Consider the following 17,417-nt stretch of genomic DNA (forward strand, 5'->3'; position numbering starts at 1 on the left):
ACTCAAGTAAAACCTGTAGAAACTTCTGAGGATTTATCTGTTGAAGAAACTCAAGTAAAACCTGTAGAAATTTCTGAGGATTTATCTGCTGAAGAAATTATAGCCCTCAAAAAATTAGACGTTCCTAAGAATTCACCTGCTCAACAAATTACACCACCATTTGATGTAATAAAAGTCAACAGTAAAGGAGAAGAAATTAGTCGTCTTTCTGATAAAGCACGATTTTTTACTGAAGATTTAGGTAATGGCGCGATCTTAGAAATGATTTATATTCCTGGGGGTACTTTTATGATGGGTTCGCCGGAAAATGAAGAAGGAAGACGTGATAATGAAAGTCCTGAACATGAAGTTACTCTCGAACCTTTTTATATGAGTAAATATCCTATTACTCAAAGTCAATATCAAGCCATTATGAAAAAAAATCCTTCTTACTTTAAAGGGGGGAAACGTCCTGTAGAAAAAGTGTCACGGTACGACGCAAAAGAATTTTGTCAGAGGTTATCTCAGAAAACAGGGAAAAACTACAGACTGCCAAGTGAGAGTCAGTGGGAATATGCTTGTCGTGCAGGTACAGCCACACCATTTTATTTTGGCGTAACTATAACGTCTGAGTTAGTTAACTATGATGGCAAGTATACTTATAGCAATGCTCCTAAAGGCAAATATCGAAAAGAAACAACTGATGTGGGAAGTTTTCCTCCTAATGCTTTTGGTTTGTACGATCTGCACGGGAATGTGTGGGAGTGGTGTGCTGATGACTGCCATGACAATTATGAAGGTGCGCCTACTGATGGTAGTCCTTGGCTAAAAAAAGAGCTTACTATGGGGCGACTTTGGCAAAAATTAACAGGAGGAAATGTTGAAAGTACCGTGCTGCGTGGCGGCTCTTGGTACGTCAATCCTGATTACTGCCGTTCTGCGTTTCGCGACTACAACCTTAGGCGCGATATCACCTACTACGATGTTGGTTTTCGTATTGTGTGTGGTGGCGGGGGAACTCTGTAACCCTTTTTCCTTTTCCCCTTTTACCCTTTATCCTCTTTTATTTTTTTCTCTTTTGTCTCCGCCTTGAGGGGGTTTTCATCGTTGCAATGACAATGTGTGTGTTATTGTCATTGCGAGAGGGGTGACAATAGTTAGCTTTGGCTTTTCTATTTAACCCCCCGAAGCAATCTCTAGAACTTTTAAGATTGCTTCGGGGGTATTTTGGCTAGTAGGGAAAAATTATTGTGAAATATTCCCTATCCCAATGACATATAGAATTAGAATATAAATCAGTTATTCAATTTAATGATGAATATTAGCTTAAGTCCCGAACAAGAAAAATTTATTCAATCTCAAATTGCTAAGGGAAAATATACCAACATCGCACAGGTGATCGATTCAGCTTTAAAATTGTTAGAAAAACAAGAGACTATTTCTACACAATTAGAGGAAAAGTTAAATTATCAATTTGATGAGTTAGCAGGAACTTGGACAGAAGTTGATGAAATTGAATTTTTAGAGAATACAAAGCCTTTTAGAGAGATTGAAGCAAATTTATGGAAATAAAACCGATTTTATTAGATACTAATGATTATACTGCTTTTAAACGTAATGTATCTGATTCAGTGGAAATTATTAATAATGCTCCTTTAATCGGCCTTAATAGTGTGATTTTAGGAGAATTATTAGGAGGATTTGCTGTAGGAACTAAAGAAGCAGTAAATCGCAGTGAATTACAACAGTTTCTAAGTATTGAAAAAGTCAAAGTTTTTGTTATTGATACTGATACTGCTGAATATTACGCTATAGTTTATCGTGGGTTAAGGACAAAAGGAAATCCTATTCCTACAAATGATATTTGGATTGCAGCCACAGCTTTACAGCATAATTTAGGGTTGTTTAGTTATGACAAGCATTTTCAAGCTGTAGATGGATTAGTTACAGGTACTTGTTTATCTGATTTTATGGTTAAATAAATTTTGAAGAGAATTTTTTTCTGTTATCTACATTTTTTAAAGATGAGATTTTAGATAAAAATGGCGATCGCTCCATTACATAACTTGATTTTTGATTCATCTGTTGCGCAATAGTTTTTAGATTTTAGATAAATTCAGGAGAGCGATCGCTTTCTTCCCCAAATACCAACAAACTCCAACGTTATTGATTTTACGACACAGCAAAACCTGTATATTTCCGCTTGTAAGGTGCATGAAAAGCCAGAATAATATCTGATTTTGGCACTCCTAAATCTAATAATTCATTAGCAATACCGATTTCTGTACCATCATGTTGTATCCAGATTTTTTCATTTTTAATATCTATTTGCAGCACACAACCCCGTACTTGTCTATTCTCATGCCAACCTACATTGAGAAGTTGATAATGATCTCTTTGTTCGTCAAAAACAACTTGTACTTCTATGTCTCCATAAGATGGTTTGTATTGACTATACTCAGTAATAATATTTTTGACATAATTCCTATATTTAGTTAATTTTTCCATGCCACAATTACCTCATTTGCAGGATTATAAATAATCAATTTTATCTGATTTTATTCAACTGCTACTTGAGTAAATACTAGGGTAAAGAAACTTTCATAAGTATCCTCAGAAACAGCTAAATATAGACATCTTTCCGGTTAAATTCTCCTTAATACCATTCGGTAGTTAATAAATTGCCCCAAAGCATTATGAAATTATGAAATTAGAGACTTTCCAATAAAGCTTTTGATTTCAACAGCGATTTTTTTGCCATCTTTTTCAGCGCCAACAAGTTTTTCAGCACCTAAATCAACATACAGATCGACTCCACCAAATTCTAAATAAAGAGGATCGTTAGTAATAATCCAATTTTCTTTGATTAAGGCATTTTTTACAGCATCATGGAAGACATCTTTAGCATGCATAATTTACTACAACATCAAAACTTTATATTGTATAGCTATTTCAAAAAATATTACTATCAAAAATAGGTTAAACATATTGTCAAAAGCTTAGAGAGTAATTCTTTAAAATCCAATTAACCGTTTTTTTATATCATAGCGATTCCTTTTTCTTCAGATAACAATAATCAGTGATCAGTGTACCTTAATTACCTAATAAACGTTATAGAAAAAACAGGAATTTTTCTTCTTTGTTCCCAAATCCGATATTCCCTAAAAAAAAATTTCTGCTTCATCTATATTTATATTGATAAATGCTATATTCACCTTTTCCTAAATATTAAAATGCTTGTTTTCTGATTTATGCAAAATTCATAGAGTAAATTACTAGAATATGTTTAAATTGAAATAGCAGTTAAATTTACTAATAAACTTATATGGCCACCAAACTAATTGAACTAGAAGATGGGATTTTGGTTGAAGCGGAAGTTCCAGATGGTGAAGCAAAACCTATTTCTACTAATGACGTTAAAAAAGTTAAATCTACTTTTGCCCAAGTTAAACCTATATTAGTTAGTATTAGTCGTCCTATTGCCGAAGCTTGGCAAGAAATTAATCAAGATATGAAAATTGAACAAGCTGAGGTGGAAGTAGGTTTTAATTTTGAGGGAGAAGGAAATCTCTATATTACTAAAGAAAAAGCAGGTGCAAGTTTCCAAGTAAAATTAGTTCTTAAACCAAGTACACCAAAACCATTTGAAGTCATAATTGTCAACAATAAAGGTGAAGAAGTTAATCGTAGTTCCCATGAAGTGACATCTTTTACTGAAGATTTGGGTAAAGGTATAATGTTAGAAATGGTGTCTATTCCTGGGGGTACTTTTGTGATGGGTTCGCCAGAAAACGAAGTGGAAAAAGATAATGCTGAAACTCCTCAACATGAAGTTACTATCCAACCTTTTTCTATGAGTAAATATCCTATTACTCAAGACCAATATCAAGCTATTATGGGTGAAAACCCCTCTAATTTTAAAGGAGGAAAACGCCCTGTAGAAACTGTCACCTGGAAGAATGCTCAAAAGTTTTGTCAGAAGTTATCCCAGAAAACTAAGAAAACTTACAAACTACCAAGTGAGAGTCAATGGGAATATGCCTGTCGGGCTGGCACAACTACACCGTTTTATTTTGGAGACACTATTACTACTGACTTAGTTAACTACAATGGCGACTATACTTATGGCGATGCTCCTAAAGGTAAATTTCGAGGGGAGACAACAGATGTAGGTAGTTTTCCTCCTAATGCTTTTGGTTTATATGATATGCACGGGAATGTGTGGGAGTGGTGTCAAGATATTGGGCACGAGAATTATGAAGATGCGCCTAAAGATGGTAGTGCTTGGGAAACTGGAGGAGATAGTAAGGTACGAGTTATCCGTGGTGGGTATTGGGATGATGAACCTGGGAATTGTCGGAGTGCCTCTCGTCTATGGGGAGATGCTGACTTCTCCAATGATAACAGGGGTTTCCGGGTAGTTTATTTGCTTGATGCGTAATATCAAATCCGGTTAAACAGTTATAGATTGGTTAATTTTTAGGAGTCAGGAGTCAGGAGTCAGGAGTCAGGAGGAGAAAGGATTACAAAGATTTAGTAATTATGAGGATTGGAGATTTTTTTATGTCCAATCAAGCGGATTTGATATAACAAAGAATAGAAACCGGGTTTGTATTTAATGCCTCAGTATACTAACATCTACCTCTCACAAACCCGGTTTCTTATGTATGAGGAAAAAATATTTAGATTACTTTGTTATCTTTCGAGAATAATTTAATTTTTCAACCATTCATACCACTCATTTAAACCATCTCCACTAATAGAAGAAACCTGGAAAATTTTAATATTAGGATTTACCTGTTTTGCATATTCAATACACCGCTCCACATCAAATTGTACATAAGGTAATAAATCAATTTTTGTCAGAATCATTACTTCACTTTCCCGAAACATATAGGGATATTTAATCGGTTTATCTTCTCCTTCGGTAACTGATAGAATTGCCACCTTAGAATTTTCTCCTAAATCAAATAAAGCAGGGCAAACTAAATTCCCCACATTTTCAATCATTAAAATTGAATTTAAAGGAGGGTTTAATTCTGTATAACCTTTTTCTACCATTGCTGCTTCTAAATGACAGCCTTTTCCGGTATTAATTTGCACTACTTTACAACCAGTTTGGCGAATTTTTTCTGCATCATTAATAGTTTCTTGGTCTCCTTCTATGACACTAAAAGTCAATTCAGATTTTAAATCGTTAATTGTCCGAGTTAATAAAGTTGTTTTGCCAGATCCAGGAGAACTAACTAAATTTAATGCCAGAATATTTCGACCTTTAAACCAACCTCGGTTTTGGGCAGCTATTAGGTCATTTTTCTGTAAAATTTTCTGTTCTAAACTAATAATATTTCCGTGCATTTTGGCATGAACTTCTGCCGTTTCCAGATGATTATGTTCAGGAGTATGATTATCAGAATGAGTATGAGTAATAACAGTACCATCTGAGAGAGTATGGGTATGGGAATGATGCTTATCTACTGTCATTTTTTCTCCTGTTTGAGAATTAGTAATAGTAATTTCATTATTACCGGAACAACCGCAAGTTACACACATAATTTTTCTATCTCCATTTTTTGATTGATTGTTTTTGACTTTTGATTATACTGTGTATTTTATCGAAGGTGAGGTATGGTTGTCGCAGGCAAGATGCCCGCGCTACAAATTTTAAGATTTTGCTAATCTTTGAACTTCCTCTAAAGGTAAATCTAAATATTCAGCAATAGTTTCCAAAAGCTAAACCTAAACGAATCATATTAGATACATATTCTATGTTAACTTCTACTTCGGCTTCAGCTTTGCTTTCATCTTTACCTTCAGCAAAAGCCTCCTGATAAACTTTAGTTTTTTTCAATTCACTTAAAGTAAACATGAATTTAATTTCAGTTTTCAGTCAATTTTGCTAATCTTTGAACTTATTCTAAAGGCAAATCTAAATATTCAGCAATAGCCTCTAAAGTTAAACCTAAATGAACCACTTACACTTTCTTCCAATTCGTCTAAATAAATTCGTTGGACTTGATTTGAGGCTAAAATATTGCCAAAGTATTGATTTTGTTCCCTTTCGATATTACGACTCGGATAAATAACTACTATGTGCCAAGGATTGGGGGGTTGATATTGTCATAAAAAGAGAAATAATTCGGCAAATAGAAGAAACCTGAACGCATTGCTTCTAAGGCGATCATCTCTACCGTTGGACTTTGAACCTCCAGTAGACTTACATCGACGACTGCGATTGCACATAGCTTGCCTTGCAAATGGTGGCTAGAAGATTTTGGTGGAAACGTGGGGAATCGAACCCCAGTCCTGCAACCGTCCTTTTGTTGGTTTCAGAGCAGGTGAATGCCAATCGCGTTCCCAGGTTTGGCAGAATATTTACATGAATTTAGCAATTTCTGAAATTTTCAAGGTTCAACTGAGTAAACAGGTTTTTGTCCTGTATTACTCTGTTGTATCTATACTACAGCATTATGCTACAAAATGTCGATAGCGTAATACAATAAAGTTTTATTTGTCCAGAACAAGTCTGTCCAAAGGTGTCAAATAATTAATTTCTAGAATTCCAGTTCTTAAGATTTTTAGCTACTGTACAGTTAACCAGATATATCAGCTACCCTGGCTAAATTTAGCTTAATTCATTAGTGTGTAAAGATTTGATGCTATTTTTTAGCTACTTTTTGCTCTCAGTCCAGTGAAGGAGATAAAATCAAAAACTTTCCTTTGAATCAATCCTATCCGTTTTAAGAAGGAGTAATAATTAATAATTAATAATTAATTATTAATTACTGACCATTTTATTGTATTTCTTCCCGAAACACTTTGGCAGCAGCAAGAGGACTTGGATTTTGAATACATTCGGTTAATAACTCGATGTTTAATTGAGGTAAAACTTTACTTCTATATAATGGCCTCATAACCAAAGGTGGCTCCTAATTGCTCCGAATCTTCTCGCAAATAGTAAATAGCAAGGCGATCTTTAACCCAAAACCAAACTTCTTGTATTCCTAGTTGTTGATAGATAGCCAACCGATTAATTCCACCAGAGGTGACAACGACTTCAATGGCCAAATCGGGGAATTCTTTATCTGTGCCAACACAATAACTCTCGTCTGGTTCGCCTCCCACGGACTGTTCAGATAAAAGAAAAGTTGTGGAACCTGTGGGAAAGTATTCTGTGTTGGTTTCCAGAAAGTAAATTTCTAACAATGTTCCAATTCTGGTTTTTCTACCTTCATGCCTACGACTAGGGGCCACAATTTCTAGAACTCCATCTAAATAATTGATATGGTAGGAAGAGCGCTCCCCCAGAGTTAATAATAATGTTTCGTATTGCGACCAACTTACCGGACTAATGGTATGGTATGATGTTCTTCCGGATCGTCAATCTGGAGATGTTCGGATAACTCATTTAAGAGAATCATAGTTGACTGAGTTATTGATTTATTAGTTTCTATTTTAGTTGTTTAAATACACTCGTTTAGTACGAAAAACGTTATTGTTTTCTAAAAAGTTAAGTAATCACATTGGAGCCATTTGGAACTTCATACATTACTATAATGCCACAATTTTTACTTGACCATTACGCGAGCAGGACTACCATTTATTTTACTCAAAATGAATATTCAACAACCAAAAATTCTCATTGTTGATGACCATCGCTTACTGTTAAATGGAACTATTAGTTTGGTAAGCGAGCGCTTTGGGGATGCCCAAATATTCTCAGCTCAAACCGCGCAAGAAGCTCTTACACAAGTTGCCGAGCATTCTCCCGATTTAGCGATAGCCGATTTATCTATTCCCCAGGAATCAGGAACAACCGCCGAAATAGAGCATGGATTGGGCTTACTCAAGCAGTTAATGCAAGATTATCCGCAACTTAACTTAATGGTGCAAAGTAGTAGCATCAAAGCATTAGTTCGCCTCATACCTGAAATTGATGCCCATCAAGGAGGATTTACAATCGCTGATAAAAGCGAAACTGTAGAAACTTTTATAACTCGGATGGAATGGGCAATGCAAGGACTTACTCATACTAAGGATTTACAAACCGATTTGCAAGTAAAACCTGAGTGGTTGGAAGTGTTGCGACTTGCTTTTGAAGAAGGATTGCAAGATAAAGCTATTGCTCAATCAATGTATAAGTCAGAACGTATGATTCGTCACTACTGGTCAAAAATTCAGGATGTATTGGGAATTTATCCTGAACCTGGAAAAAACATTCGAGCTTTAACACAAATCCGTGCGCGGGAAAAAGGTTTACTAGATTGATTAATCATTGAGAATATTATGTCTATCATTTTAGATCCCCAAAGTAAACTAAAGCGCCGAATGGTTCTAGCTGTTTTGATTTTGACGGTTGTAGGTACAACTATTGCCACTATCATCCACAGGTTGGAACTCAATACCCACCAGCTTCATCTAATTAATCCTCCCCTGTTCGGAATTACATCTTTAATATTACTGATACGTCTTTATACAAAACCAGAGAGTTTGCAAGAAGTAATCAATCTGAGTTTATTTCAGAGTGTAATGTTTGTTGTGATGCCTGGTTGGTTTTACTCTCTGAAGGCATTTACCTCATCCAACATTAGTCTTGTAGATAATTTACCGCCGATATCCTCAGCATCGTTGATGTTGATGACGTTGATGTTGATAACCCTGCGTCCCCAACGATTGCTGAAGGCAACTATACTCCTCTGGATAGGTGTTGCTGGACCTATTTTGACCTACTTCATTTTTAACCCAGAAGAACTATACTCTTTACGAGGGCTAGATTTGCTCATCTCCTTCGGACCAGTAATGGGGATGCAAACTGCACTTGTTTTTTTGCATAATCGTCTCCAGTCAATAGTGGAAAGCTTGTATGCCGAACGTCTCCAATATTATGCTCAAATCATAGAGCGGCAGAGTATTCGCCAAAAGGCTTTGGAACAAGCTTTTACCCAAATTCATAATGGACCACTGCAAACCCTTGCACTGCTGCAAAGAGATGTGCAAAGGGAGCGGATATCTCAAACAGAATTTTTACAGCGTTTGAACGAACTTAATACTGAAATTCGTGCAGTGGGACGCAGTTTTACAGATGAAAATAATACAGCTAGTAAGTCAGTAAGCTCGCCAGAAATTTTAGAATCTGCTACTTTGGAAAATTGTCTTCGCTTGGGAGAAGGAACCTCTATCGACCTAAATCTTCCTTTGCATAATTTACTTCACGAAGTATACTCTCTAACCCTTAAACGTAATATTCCTTGCTTCCAAACTATTCGAGTCAAAGTACGGAATTTTGCACCTATTACTCAACCTTCCCTCACCTTGGAAATGAAACGCGACTTGTGTTTGTGGTTGGAGGAAGCTTTGTGTAATATAGGTAAACATGCTCGTGGTGTAACTCGAATTGTAGTTACGGGGGAAGAAAATGAGGGTAATTATATTATTAAGGTACAGGATAATGGCTGTGGTTTAAAGCCAGGAAAGGAACAACAAGGTACAAAACACAGCCATTTATTAGCAAAAAGATTGGGAGGAGAATTTCGTCGGGAGTCTTTACCCAAGGGGGGTGTAATTTGTGAACTCTCTTGGAAGGTAGTCCCCATGAAAAAATAATTGTTACCAGCAATAATCTAAGTCGTTCATTTACAGCCTATTCCATATAAGTGTGGCACAGTGATTCTAGTAGATTTGATTAAAGACATGAAAAATTTATTCCATACTTCAAAAACTATTTAAAAATTTAGTGTACCTCATAAACTTGGAATCCGCTGTATTTTTCCATGGGCATTGGGCATGGCCTGACTCAGAAATCAGGAGAATTGCCGAAAAGTGCAATGATTAATGGCTAGAACTTACCATCGGCTTTGTCTGTAACTGTCAATGACTTTCCCCTTGAAGTTGAATGATACTGAAATTGTTGAATTAAACAACGATTCAATTAATTCAAAAAACAAGGAGAAAATTATGACTCATGCAACTCAAACCACAACCACTCGTTCAACCGTTAGCCTTGATAGCACCGGTCAAGATGTTAAGGATTTACAGGTAGTTTTAAATGCAACTGTTGCTGATAATAGCCTAGTAGTTGACGGAGTATTTGGTAACCTGACAAAGGAAGCTGTCATGGCTTTGCAAAAAGAATATGGTTTAACCATTGATGGAATTGTTGGTTCTCAAACTTGGGCTGTTGTAGACTCTATTGATGTTTCTGAAAACGATATAAATTCTCGTCCAGTTCTATGTTTTGGTAGCACTGGAGAAGATGTAGAATATCTACAAAGACGGTTAAATGGTATTGGATTTGGTTCTTTGGTAGTTGATGGAATATTTGGTGTAGCAACAGAATCAGCTGTGAATAAATTCCAAAAATATTATGGTTTAACTGCGAATGGAATTGTTGGTAGTCAAACTTGGAATAAATTAGAATCTATTGATGTTTAGAGCTTAATTTACTCATCAATACTAATATTGGCAAACGCTAATTTATCATCGCTATTAACGATTAAATTAATGCGATTAATAATGAGCAGTTAATTAAAATATGCTGTGCGGATATTTCATCAGGATGCTCTTCGATGATTCGATGAGCATCAGCAGATGAGCTTATGACTGGAAGCCCATTTGAAACCGAATCAAGGAGAATAATAATGATGACGAATCAAACAAGTAAAATCGCTATTATTGGCGGTGGTCCAGCCGGACTGGTCTCTGCTATTGCCTCTGCACGTCGAGGCATCCATACAACTGTTCTCGAACGGGACCCACATCCCGCAGACACTTCTCAATTTAATCCCGATCGGTCATACCCTATTGACATCACCGGGCATGGGTTGAAAGCGCTACGCTACATTGAAGCCACAGATGTCTTCGATGAGTATATGCTTCCCTTTAGAGGGATCAAAGTATTTAACGGCTTAGTGACTGAGGAATGGAAAGAGCAAGGTTGGACGGGATCGCGCGGTGACATCCTCCGCTCATTGATGACTGTTGTGGAGCGAGAGTATGGCGACTGCATTGACTGCCGATTTAACACCCAAGTTGAAGAGGTCAATGTGGAAACGGGAGAGGTTTCAATTAAACAAGATGGGCAAAGTGACACCTTGCAGTTTGATTTTTTGATTGGTGCGGATGGTGGCGGCTCACTGGTACGGCGAAAGATGGAGCAGCAATTACCCTGCATAATAACTGAGTATGGAGAAATCCCGAACTACTCAACAATGCTCGAACTCGATCAAAACACAGGACATCTCGATCCGCACTATTTACATGTATTCGGAGGTTTACCGATAGTTTTAGTTGTTGGTGCAATTAGTGGTCGAAAAGCCGATAGCTTGCGCTGGTTTTGCAGCGTGGGCTCAGACCATGAACTGTCGTTGAACGGGGTTGAAGATGCCCGTGCCCTGCTCAAACAACATGCTCCCGATGTCCTAAAAATGGTCAGTGACGATTCGCTCGCCAGTTTTGTAACGCGGAAGACCTACCATATTGGTAGGATGGTTTCTTGCTCGCAACTACACGGCGGACGGGCAGTGTTGTTGGGCGACGCAGGTGCACCGTTTCCACCCATCGGTCAGGGAATAAATGCTGCGATGGAGTCGGCGATAGTACTGGATCAATGCATTGAGAGGTTCGAGATCGAGCACCTCCAGGAAGCCGCTGCCCAGTACAACAAACACTGGAAGCCAGAAGCAGATGCTGTGACATGGATAACTCGCAAAGTGACTTATGGAAAGCGCAACCACATGTTTCGTCTGTTGTTGACCGTGCCCTTTGGCATCAATTTGCTCAGTAATGCCAAGAAAGCAGAGATGTCGTACTCTGATGTTCAGAAACAGGGTCAAAATTGGGGCTTTGTATGGAATTGGTAATGTCACTATACCCAAAAGCTGTCAGCCCCCTGGAAGCATAACCAAACCTGAGTTCGGGATAAGGAAAGGGGCAGGTAGTAAGCTGAAAATAGCGTAAAATTCAGCACCTGCCCTATGTTTAGTTTAGAAGAATTATTCTGCCACGTAGATGATTTCTGTCAGAGATTTGAAGGTCAATGGGATAAAACCCTATTAAAACATGGAGGAATCAAGCGAGTTCGTGCAAAAAGTATGTGTTTAAGCCAAATCATTACAATCCTGATTGCGTTTGACCAAAACCATTATCGAAATTTCAAGCATTTTTATCTCGAACAGGTACAAGAACATTGGAGTAGTGCATTTCCATGGTTTCCAAGCTATCAGCGATTTGTGGAATGGACTTTACCCCAATCTACTTAACCTGAACTCAGGTTACCTATAGCGGTCTAATGACCAATGACAGTGAGTTTTTTCGCTTCTTATCCACAGTAATAAATCCAGATGGGGGGATAAGAAAAGTGATTAAACAAGCAACCCTTCCGAATATGAAAAAAAGGGGTAGTCTGCGCACAGTTTTTGATGGTCGATATAAGTTTACTCGATACTTTTCTCCTACAGAACATAACCAGCCATCTAATCTAGAAGTTATATGCTGCAAACGATTTAGAATTATTTGATTTAGTCGAAGATCCACAAGAAATGAAAAATCTTGCTTTGAAAAAGGATGAAAATGCAAATTTGGTTTTATCTATGAGTCATATCATGTTCGGTTGAACAGTTATAAATAAAGAGGGAGGAGTCAGGAGACAGGAGACAGGAGATAGTCCTCAACCCACCCCTAATCACTTCCTGGATGGGAACAGAAGTCAGGAGAAAGCAGGCACTCCTCAGTCCCGAAGAGCCGGAAGTTTTTTTATTACTAATTATCCGAACATGATATCAAAAGTTAGAGCAACGCATCCAAGCAGAAATTGGCGAAGATGATGGGAGTGAACTGCCTAAATTTCCTAGCATTGATTGGTTGCTGGCAAAAATTGATTTGTAGGGTGAAAGTCGGCTAAATGTAGGGTGAACGGTAGTTTTGTTACGAAAAGTGCGATATCCAAATTTTCTATATCCTCTATGCCCGATGCCCATAGTCCGACTCAGGAATCAGGATAATTGCTGAAAAGTGCAATGATTAATGGTTAGAACTTACCATAGGTTTTGTCTGTAACTGTCAATGACTTTCACCTTGAAGTTGAATGATACTGAAATTGTTGAATTAAATAACGATTAAATCAATTCAAAAACCATGAAAAATCAAATCATTGCTTCCATCGCTGCTATTCCTTTCATTATTGCTAGTACATTTGCTCATGCTCAAGTTTCTCAAGCTAGTGCTTTAGTAGATTCCTTCCACTTCGACGGTGCTGATGACCCCGTAACTACAGTAGAATTAAACCAAGAAAAGTCTTCAACTCCTAACTCCTCAGATTTAGTTAGTCAAAAATCTAGTCCAGTTGTGATTACACCACCAACATCAGGATGCGAAATAGCTATGGCTATAGTAGACGATCCTGAAGCACCTCTGAATGTTCGTAGAAGTCCAGAAGTTAAAGAAGGTAATATAGTTGGTCAACTTAACAATAATGCCTTTGTTTCTGTTACAGATGAACAATCTGGTTGGCTACGAATTAGTAATCCTGTTACAGGTTGGGTTGCGAAGAACCGAACTCGTAGCACTTGCTCAAGAGTAGATCAGACTATTACTTTTTCCCCAGAAAGCGACACAGCTATTGTTAAAGGTGAAATTATTGGTACTGGTAGTCATAACTACCGCGTTAGGATGATTCAGGGTCAGACCCTAAGTATCAAAAATTTAGGAGATGTCTTCCCAGCAATTATTACTCCTGATGGCCAATTTATGGCAGTTGAAGGTAATGAAAGTGAATGGGCAGATATTATGCCAGTGAGTGGGGTATACACCTTACAATTAAATTCTAATCTCCGTGGATATGAGTATGAATTTTCACTGTTAATAGAAGAGAATGAGAATTTTCAGTCTAAATCTCCAATAAATTTTTAACTCCCCCGGCGAGAAGTCCGGCGCTCTCGCGTTTTGCTGGCGCATAACTTCGTTAACGGCTGTCGCCGACATGGCCTAAAACTAGAGAAGATACTGTTGGCGAAAGTAATCTTTTTGTAACTTATGGCAATACAAAAAAGTTGATGAAGTCAAAATAGTCACCCTCGTTCAGCCCAAACATTTCATGCTCAAACATATGAAAACAAAACCTTAAAAAAATATTCACACTCAGGGAAAAAGCATCTAATTTTTTTGACAAATGACCAAGGAGATAATTTCAATCGGAATAAAAAAGCGTAGAAACCGGGTTTGTTTTAAATCCCCACCATACTAAAATCTAGCTCTCATAAACCCGGTTTATCATAACACTTTTATTGCAAATGGATTTGATATTATACACATAATTCTTCTACTTCCATTTCCTTAATTTTAAGTTCTTGACCTTGAATAATATCAAGTTCAACACTGTTGCAAACATGACAAACACCGAATGGTTGCTCTAGAGGAATTTCTGTTCCACATTGACGACATTTTCCTAAACCGGGAATTTTGATAATTTCTAAAGTTGCTCCTTCTAAAACAGTACCTTTACTACAAACATCAAAACAAAATTCAATAGCATCAGGCATAATAGCAGAAAGTTCACCTATCTCTAAGGTGACTCTTTTGACTGATTTATCCTTAGCATTTTCAGCAACGATAGCAACAATATTTTGAGTGATTCCTAATTCGTGCATATTTAGCAAATAATTAATAATTAACAAATTAAGCTTTAAATTGAGTCCTGAAAAAAACCTGTATTATCTAAAAATTGATGGCGAGCGATCGCCTAACACCTAGTGCGTAACTCTTATTACAATCAATTATATCTTTAACTTAAGATTGACAATTTATAGGTTTTACAGACTGCCACAAAGCATCAACTTCATCAGGTGTATAAATATCCTCACTTGTTAATTCTACAAAATCTTGTAAACGACCATTTAAAAAAGTTCTGGCAACTTTAATTATTTCTGCTTCTGGATAATTAGAATGAACCCAAATATTAACTTCAAACGAATTTATTCCATCTGAGTTCAACAAGAATTTGACCAGATGATACTTATCAGAAAATCCAGGACGTTCTTGATATTTCTTAAGTTCGATAATCTCAATTTTAGCATCAAAAAAAATTGTCATGTTCTTTAAATCTTCAGGTTTTGAACTGCAAAAATTGATAAGCTAAGACGCATTTAAACTGGGTATTAAGAAAGAAGCCATCTCCCTATCTTCCCATCTCCCTAACAAATTCTCGGCAGTTGGTCTCCTACTAACATATCTACAATACGCTCGGTGCCGAAGGTGGTTTGCAACAACAAAATTCCGGGAGGAGAAGCAATAACTTCCCCCACAATAGCAGCATCAATACCAGCAGGATGAGACTTCATTGCTGCCAAAACAATTTCCGCTTTTTCTCCCGGCACCACTGTCACTAACTTACCTTCATTGGCAAAATATAAAGGATCGAGACCGAGAATTTCACAAACTCCCTGCACCTCTTCCCGCACTGGTAGGGAAGATTCAAAAAGTCTTATCCCCACTTCCGAACTCATGGCAAATTCATTTAATACTGTTGCCACACCGCCACGGGTAGCATCTCGCATCGCCTTAACTTCCGGACAAACATCCAGAATAGTATCAACCAAACCATTCAAAGGTTGACTATCGCTGTTGATTTCCGTTGCCAGAGCGAGGTCTCCACGGGCGATCGTAATAGCTGCTCCATGATCTCCAAGATAACCATTCACAATAACTGCATCCCCTGGTTGAAGATTTTGAGCAGAAATAGAAACGCCCGAACGAATGACACCAACCCCCGCAGTATTGATAAATAATTTGTCCGCAGCACCTCGGTGAACAACTTTTGTGTCTCCGGTGACTATTTTCACTCCGGCGACATCTGCTGCAACTTTCATACTTTTCGCTATTTCTCGGAGGGAGTCAACAGGGAAACCTTCTTCAATAATCATTCCGCAGGAGAGATATAAAGGTTTTGCTCCACTCATCGCTAGATCGTTAACTGTACCGTTGACTGCAAGTTCGCCAATATTACCTCCAGGAAAAAATATGGGGTCAACTACATAAGAGTCGGTGGTAAAAGCAAGTCTGTCTCCTTGAGCAGTAAGAGTCGCCAGGTCGAATGTTGCTTGGTCTTCTAGTTGAGATAGGGTGGGGTTGTCAAAGTTGCCGACAAAAATATCTTCTATGAGGTCCCGCATTGCTTTACCACCGCTACCGTGAGCGAGAGTAATGTTGGTGTCGCGCACTTTTGTCGGGCGACGTCGTGCTTGTTCGATTTTTTTAAATAAAGGATGTTGGGTAGGTGTCATTTCAGTTATCAGTTATTAGTTATTAGTTATCAGTTATTAGTTATTAGTTATTAGTTATCAGTTATTAGTTATCAGTTATCAATTATCAGTTATTAGTAGCTCCTACTTAAGATTCGTGTATCAGTTATCAGTTATTAGTTATTAGTTATTAGTTATCAGTTATCAGTAGATCCTACTTAAGATTCGTGTAATAATAACCTGAACAGTTTTTTTGATGGAAGCTAGATTTTACAATTTATTTCAGATTAAATTTGTACAACTTATTTTTACATGGCTCCTTTAAGTAAGTAGAAAATTTGAAGTCTGAAATTTTTTTCTACAAAATTTCATCAGGGTTAATACCTCTTTCCCTGAGAATTTCTGCCAGTCTATCCGCTCTTTGTTTTTCCTGTTCTGCTCTTTGTTTTTCCTGTTCTGCTCGTTGTTTTTCCTGTTCTGCTCGTTGTTTTTCTTGTTCTGCTCGTTCATCTCCAGTTAATAGAATATTCCCCGACTCATCGCACCAACGCAACCAATCATATTCTTTCCCTTCAAAAAATCCATGCCAAATTGTTAAACCTAATCCAACTTGTGGCAAATAGAAATTCTGTAATTCTACATAACTATTACCTCGTAATTCATAGACTCGTAAAATAGTTTCCCCAAGTTGTTTTAGTGGGTCAAAAACAACATAATAGCCTACCGCAGCAAAAGCATAATCTTGTAATTTACTACCTAGTTCATTACCGATTTTATTAGAGACAATTTCAATCGCTACTTCTGGAGGTTTACCAAAAGAAAATACAAAATAAGAACGATTCTGTTTTTGACTCCAATCTTCCGGTACTTTGACTCGTAAACTTAGGAGAATATCTGGTACAAGTGGTGGTATTTTATTGCCGTAAAAAAGTCCGACATTCGCAGTAGCTAAAAATGGTAAATCGGTGGAAAAAGAACTGTATAAAGTAGTCGTTAATAGTCTTTGTTGTTTCTCGGAAATTAAATTATCCACGGGAGTATCATCTTCAGTAATAACATCACTAAGATCGGGTTCGATAAACTCAAAATCTTCTGGTTTATTCTTAAAATATTTGGGATTATTTTCAATATTTATTGGTGTTTGTGATGTAGACATAATTTTTTTAATTATGATTAGCAGTAAGTATTATAAATAGGAGACTAAAT

General features: G+C 37.2%; 18 protein-coding genes, 1 tRNA gene and 2 pseudogenes. 10 read left to right on the forward strand and 11 right to left on the reverse strand.

What is annotated here, in order from left to right; all coding sequences use genetic code 11:
* From ACP6PL_RS15780 to ACP6PL_RS15790, 3 genes are all read left to right on the forward strand, one after another.
* Window positions 1-1,005, forward strand: a 1,005-nt coding sequence (locus tag ACP6PL_RS15780; protein WP_426546215.1) for a formylglycine-generating enzyme family protein, incomplete at its 5' end; no start/stop codon positions are given.
* A gap of 285 nt (window positions 1,006-1,290) precedes the next feature.
* Complete coding sequence (locus ACP6PL_RS15785; protein WP_426546216.1) at window positions 1,291-1,551, forward strand: type II toxin-antitoxin system ParD family antitoxin; 261 nt, start codon at window positions 1,291-1,293, stop codon at window positions 1,549-1,551.
* Window positions 1,542-1,961 carry a type II toxin-antitoxin system VapC family toxin gene (locus ACP6PL_RS15790; protein ID WP_426546217.1) on the forward strand — a complete coding sequence of 140 codons (420 nt, stop codon included), beginning with the start codon at window positions 1,542-1,544 and terminating at the stop codon, window positions 1,959-1,961. The genes ACP6PL_RS15785 and ACP6PL_RS15790 overlap by 10 nt, the downstream gene beginning before the upstream one ends.
* 190 nt (window positions 1,962-2,151) lie before the next feature.
* Here the strand turns inward: ACP6PL_RS15790 and ACP6PL_RS15795 are convergent, their stop codons facing one another.
* Both ACP6PL_RS15795 and ACP6PL_RS15800 read right to left on the reverse strand, forming a co-directional pair.
* Window positions 2,152-2,487, reverse strand: a complete 336-nt coding sequence (locus ACP6PL_RS15795) for a XisI protein (protein WP_426546218.1) — start codon at window positions 2,485-2,487, stop codon at window positions 2,152-2,154.
* A 194-nt stretch (window positions 2,488-2,681) separates the two neighbouring features.
* Window positions 2,682-2,891 (reverse strand): element excision factor XisH family protein, encoded by a 210-nt coding sequence (locus tag ACP6PL_RS15800; protein ID WP_426546219.1) that lies wholly within the window; start codon window positions 2,889-2,891, stop codon window positions 2,682-2,684.
* A 413-nt stretch (window positions 2,892-3,304) separates the two neighbouring features.
* Here ACP6PL_RS15800 and ACP6PL_RS15805 point away from each other — a divergent pair, with 413 nt between their 5' ends.
* Window positions 3,305-4,420 (forward strand): CU044_2847 family protein, encoded by a 1,116-nt coding sequence (locus ACP6PL_RS15805; protein WP_426546220.1) that lies wholly within the window; start codon window positions 3,305-3,307, stop codon window positions 4,418-4,420.
* 272 nt (window positions 4,421-4,692) lie between these two features.
* On the opposite strand, the gene hypB is transcribed toward ACP6PL_RS15805, so the two are convergent.
* From hypB to ACP6PL_RS15830, 5 genes and pseudogenes are all read right to left on the reverse strand, one after another.
* Window positions 4,693-5,532: a hydrogenase nickel incorporation protein HypB gene (gene hypB, locus ACP6PL_RS15810; protein ID WP_426546221.1), complete on the reverse strand. Its 840-nt coding sequence runs from the start codon at window positions 5,530-5,532 to the stop codon at window positions 4,693-4,695.
* Window positions 5,533-5,692: 160 nt separating this feature from the next.
* Window positions 5,693-5,848 carry a hypothetical protein gene (locus ACP6PL_RS15815; protein ID WP_426546222.1) on the reverse strand — a complete coding sequence of 52 codons (156 nt, stop codon included), beginning with the start codon at window positions 5,846-5,848 and terminating at the stop codon, window positions 5,693-5,695.
* Window positions 5,849-5,916: 68 nt separating this feature from the next.
* Window positions 5,917-6,087 (reverse strand): annotated as a pseudogene (locus ACP6PL_RS15820) (DUF2887 domain-containing protein); the annotation flags it as partial.
* Window positions 6,088-6,254: 167 nt separating this feature from the next.
* Window positions 6,255-6,338, reverse strand: a tRNA-OTHER gene (locus ACP6PL_RS15825).
* A gap of 538 nt (window positions 6,339-6,876) precedes the next feature.
* Complete coding sequence (locus tag ACP6PL_RS15830) at window positions 6,877-7,332, reverse strand: Uma2 family endonuclease (RefSeq protein WP_426546247.1); 456 nt, start codon at window positions 7,330-7,332, stop codon at window positions 6,877-6,879.
* A gap of 112 nt (window positions 7,333-7,444) precedes the next feature.
* Here ACP6PL_RS15830 and ACP6PL_RS15835 point away from each other — a divergent pair.
* The 6 genes and pseudogenes from ACP6PL_RS15835 to ACP6PL_RS15860 form a co-directional block, all read left to right on the forward strand.
* Window positions 7,445-7,555 (forward strand): annotated as a pseudogene (locus ACP6PL_RS15835) (IS1 family transposase); the annotation flags it as partial.
* Window positions 7,556-7,593: 38 nt separating this feature from the next.
* Window positions 7,594-8,247: a response regulator gene (locus ACP6PL_RS15840; protein ID WP_426546223.1), complete on the forward strand. Its 654-nt coding sequence runs from the start codon at window positions 7,594-7,596 to the stop codon at window positions 8,245-8,247.
* Window positions 8,248-8,265: 18 nt separating this feature from the next.
* The gene (locus ACP6PL_RS15845; RefSeq protein WP_426546224.1) at window positions 8,266-9,582 is read left to right on the forward strand and encodes a sensor histidine kinase; all 1,317 of its coding nucleotides are present in this window, start codon (window positions 8,266-8,268) and stop codon (window positions 9,580-9,582) included.
* A gap of 351 nt (window positions 9,583-9,933) precedes the next feature.
* Window positions 9,934-10,410, forward strand: a complete 477-nt coding sequence (locus ACP6PL_RS15850; protein WP_426546225.1) for a peptidoglycan-binding domain-containing protein — start codon at window positions 9,934-9,936, stop codon at window positions 10,408-10,410.
* A gap of 206 nt (window positions 10,411-10,616) precedes the next feature.
* On the forward strand, window positions 10,617-11,837 hold the full coding sequence (locus tag ACP6PL_RS15855) for an FAD-dependent oxidoreductase (RefSeq protein WP_426546226.1): 1,221 nt from the start codon (window positions 10,617-10,619) through the stop codon (window positions 11,835-11,837).
* 1,273 nt (window positions 11,838-13,110) lie between these two features.
* Entirely contained in the window at window positions 13,111-13,884 is a 774-nt protein-coding gene (locus ACP6PL_RS15860; protein ID WP_426546227.1) for an SH3 domain-containing protein, read from the forward strand.
* 392 nt (window positions 13,885-14,276) lie between these two features.
* On the opposite strand, the gene hypA is transcribed toward ACP6PL_RS15860, so the two are convergent.
* The 4 genes from hypA to ACP6PL_RS15880 form a co-directional block, all read right to left on the reverse strand.
* A complete protein-coding gene (hypA, locus tag ACP6PL_RS15865) occupies window positions 14,277-14,621 on the reverse strand; it encodes a hydrogenase maturation nickel metallochaperone HypA (RefSeq protein WP_426546228.1) in 345 nt (114 codons plus the stop codon).
* A 139-nt stretch (window positions 14,622-14,760) separates the two neighbouring features.
* Complete coding sequence (locus ACP6PL_RS15870; protein ID WP_426546229.1) at window positions 14,761-15,063, reverse strand: hypothetical protein; 303 nt, start codon at window positions 15,061-15,063, stop codon at window positions 14,761-14,763.
* A gap of 101 nt (window positions 15,064-15,164) precedes the next feature.
* Window positions 15,165-16,253, reverse strand: a complete 1,089-nt coding sequence (gene hypE, locus ACP6PL_RS15875) for a hydrogenase expression/formation protein HypE (RefSeq protein WP_426546230.1) — start codon at window positions 16,251-16,253, stop codon at window positions 15,165-15,167.
* Window positions 16,254-16,569: 316 nt separating this feature from the next.
* Window positions 16,570-17,367, reverse strand: a complete 798-nt coding sequence (locus tag ACP6PL_RS15880; protein WP_426546231.1) for a Uma2 family endonuclease — start codon at window positions 17,365-17,367, stop codon at window positions 16,570-16,572.
* Window positions 17,368-17,417: the final 50 nt, after the last annotated feature.

Source organism: Dapis purpurea BLCC-M126, assembly GCF_050015975.1.
Lineage (GTDB): Bacteria > Cyanobacteriota > Cyanobacteriia > Cyanobacteriales > Microcoleaceae > Trichodesmium.

Bases quoted from the DNA above. Each gene is read 5' to 3' on its own strand.
- ACP6PL_RS15785 (WP_426546216.1), top strand. From the start codon at position 1,291: ATGATGAATATTAGCTTAAGTCCCGAACAAGAAAAATTTATTCAATCT.
- ACP6PL_RS15790 (WP_426546217.1), top strand. From the start codon at position 1,542: ATGGAAATAAAACCGATTTTATTAGATACTAATGATTATACTGCTTTT.
- ACP6PL_RS15795 (WP_426546218.1), bottom strand. From the start codon at position 2,487: ATGGAAAAATTAACTAAATATAGGAATTATGTCAAAAATATTATTACT.
- ACP6PL_RS15800 (WP_426546219.1), bottom strand. From the start codon at position 2,891: ATGCATGCTAAAGATGTCTTCCATGATGCTGTAAAAAATGCCTTAATC.
- ACP6PL_RS15805 (WP_426546220.1), top strand. From the start codon at position 3,305: ATGGCCACCAAACTAATTGAACTAGAAGATGGGATTTTGGTTGAAGCG.
- hypB (WP_426546221.1), bottom strand. From the start codon at position 5,532: ATGTGTGTAACTTGCGGTTGTTCCGGTAATAATGAAATTACTATTACT.
- ACP6PL_RS15815 (WP_426546222.1), bottom strand. From the start codon at position 5,848: ATGTTTACTTTAAGTGAATTGAAAAAAACTAAAGTTTATCAGGAGGCT.
- ACP6PL_RS15840 (WP_426546223.1), top strand. From the start codon at position 7,594: ATGAATATTCAACAACCAAAAATTCTCATTGTTGATGACCATCGCTTA.
- ACP6PL_RS15845 (WP_426546224.1), top strand. From the start codon at position 8,266: ATGTCTATCATTTTAGATCCCCAAAGTAAACTAAAGCGCCGAATGGTT.
- ACP6PL_RS15850 (WP_426546225.1), top strand. From the start codon at position 9,934: ATGACTCATGCAACTCAAACCACAACCACTCGTTCAACCGTTAGCCTT.
- ACP6PL_RS15855 (WP_426546226.1), top strand. From the start codon at position 10,617: ATGATGACGAATCAAACAAGTAAAATCGCTATTATTGGCGGTGGTCCA.
- ACP6PL_RS15860 (WP_426546227.1), top strand. From the start codon at position 13,111: ATGAAAAATCAAATCATTGCTTCCATCGCTGCTATTCCTTTCATTATT.
- hypA (WP_426546228.1), bottom strand. From the start codon at position 14,621: ATGCACGAATTAGGAATCACTCAAAATATTGTTGCTATCGTTGCTGAA.
- ACP6PL_RS15870 (WP_426546229.1), bottom strand. From the start codon at position 15,063: ATGACAATTTTTTTTGATGCTAAAATTGAGATTATCGAACTTAAGAAA.
- hypE (WP_426546230.1), bottom strand. From the start codon at position 16,253: ATGACACCTACCCAACATCCTTTATTTAAAAAAATCGAACAAGCACGA.
- ACP6PL_RS15880 (WP_426546231.1), bottom strand. From the start codon at position 17,367: ATGTCTACATCACAAACACCAATAAATATTGAAAATAATCCCAAATAT.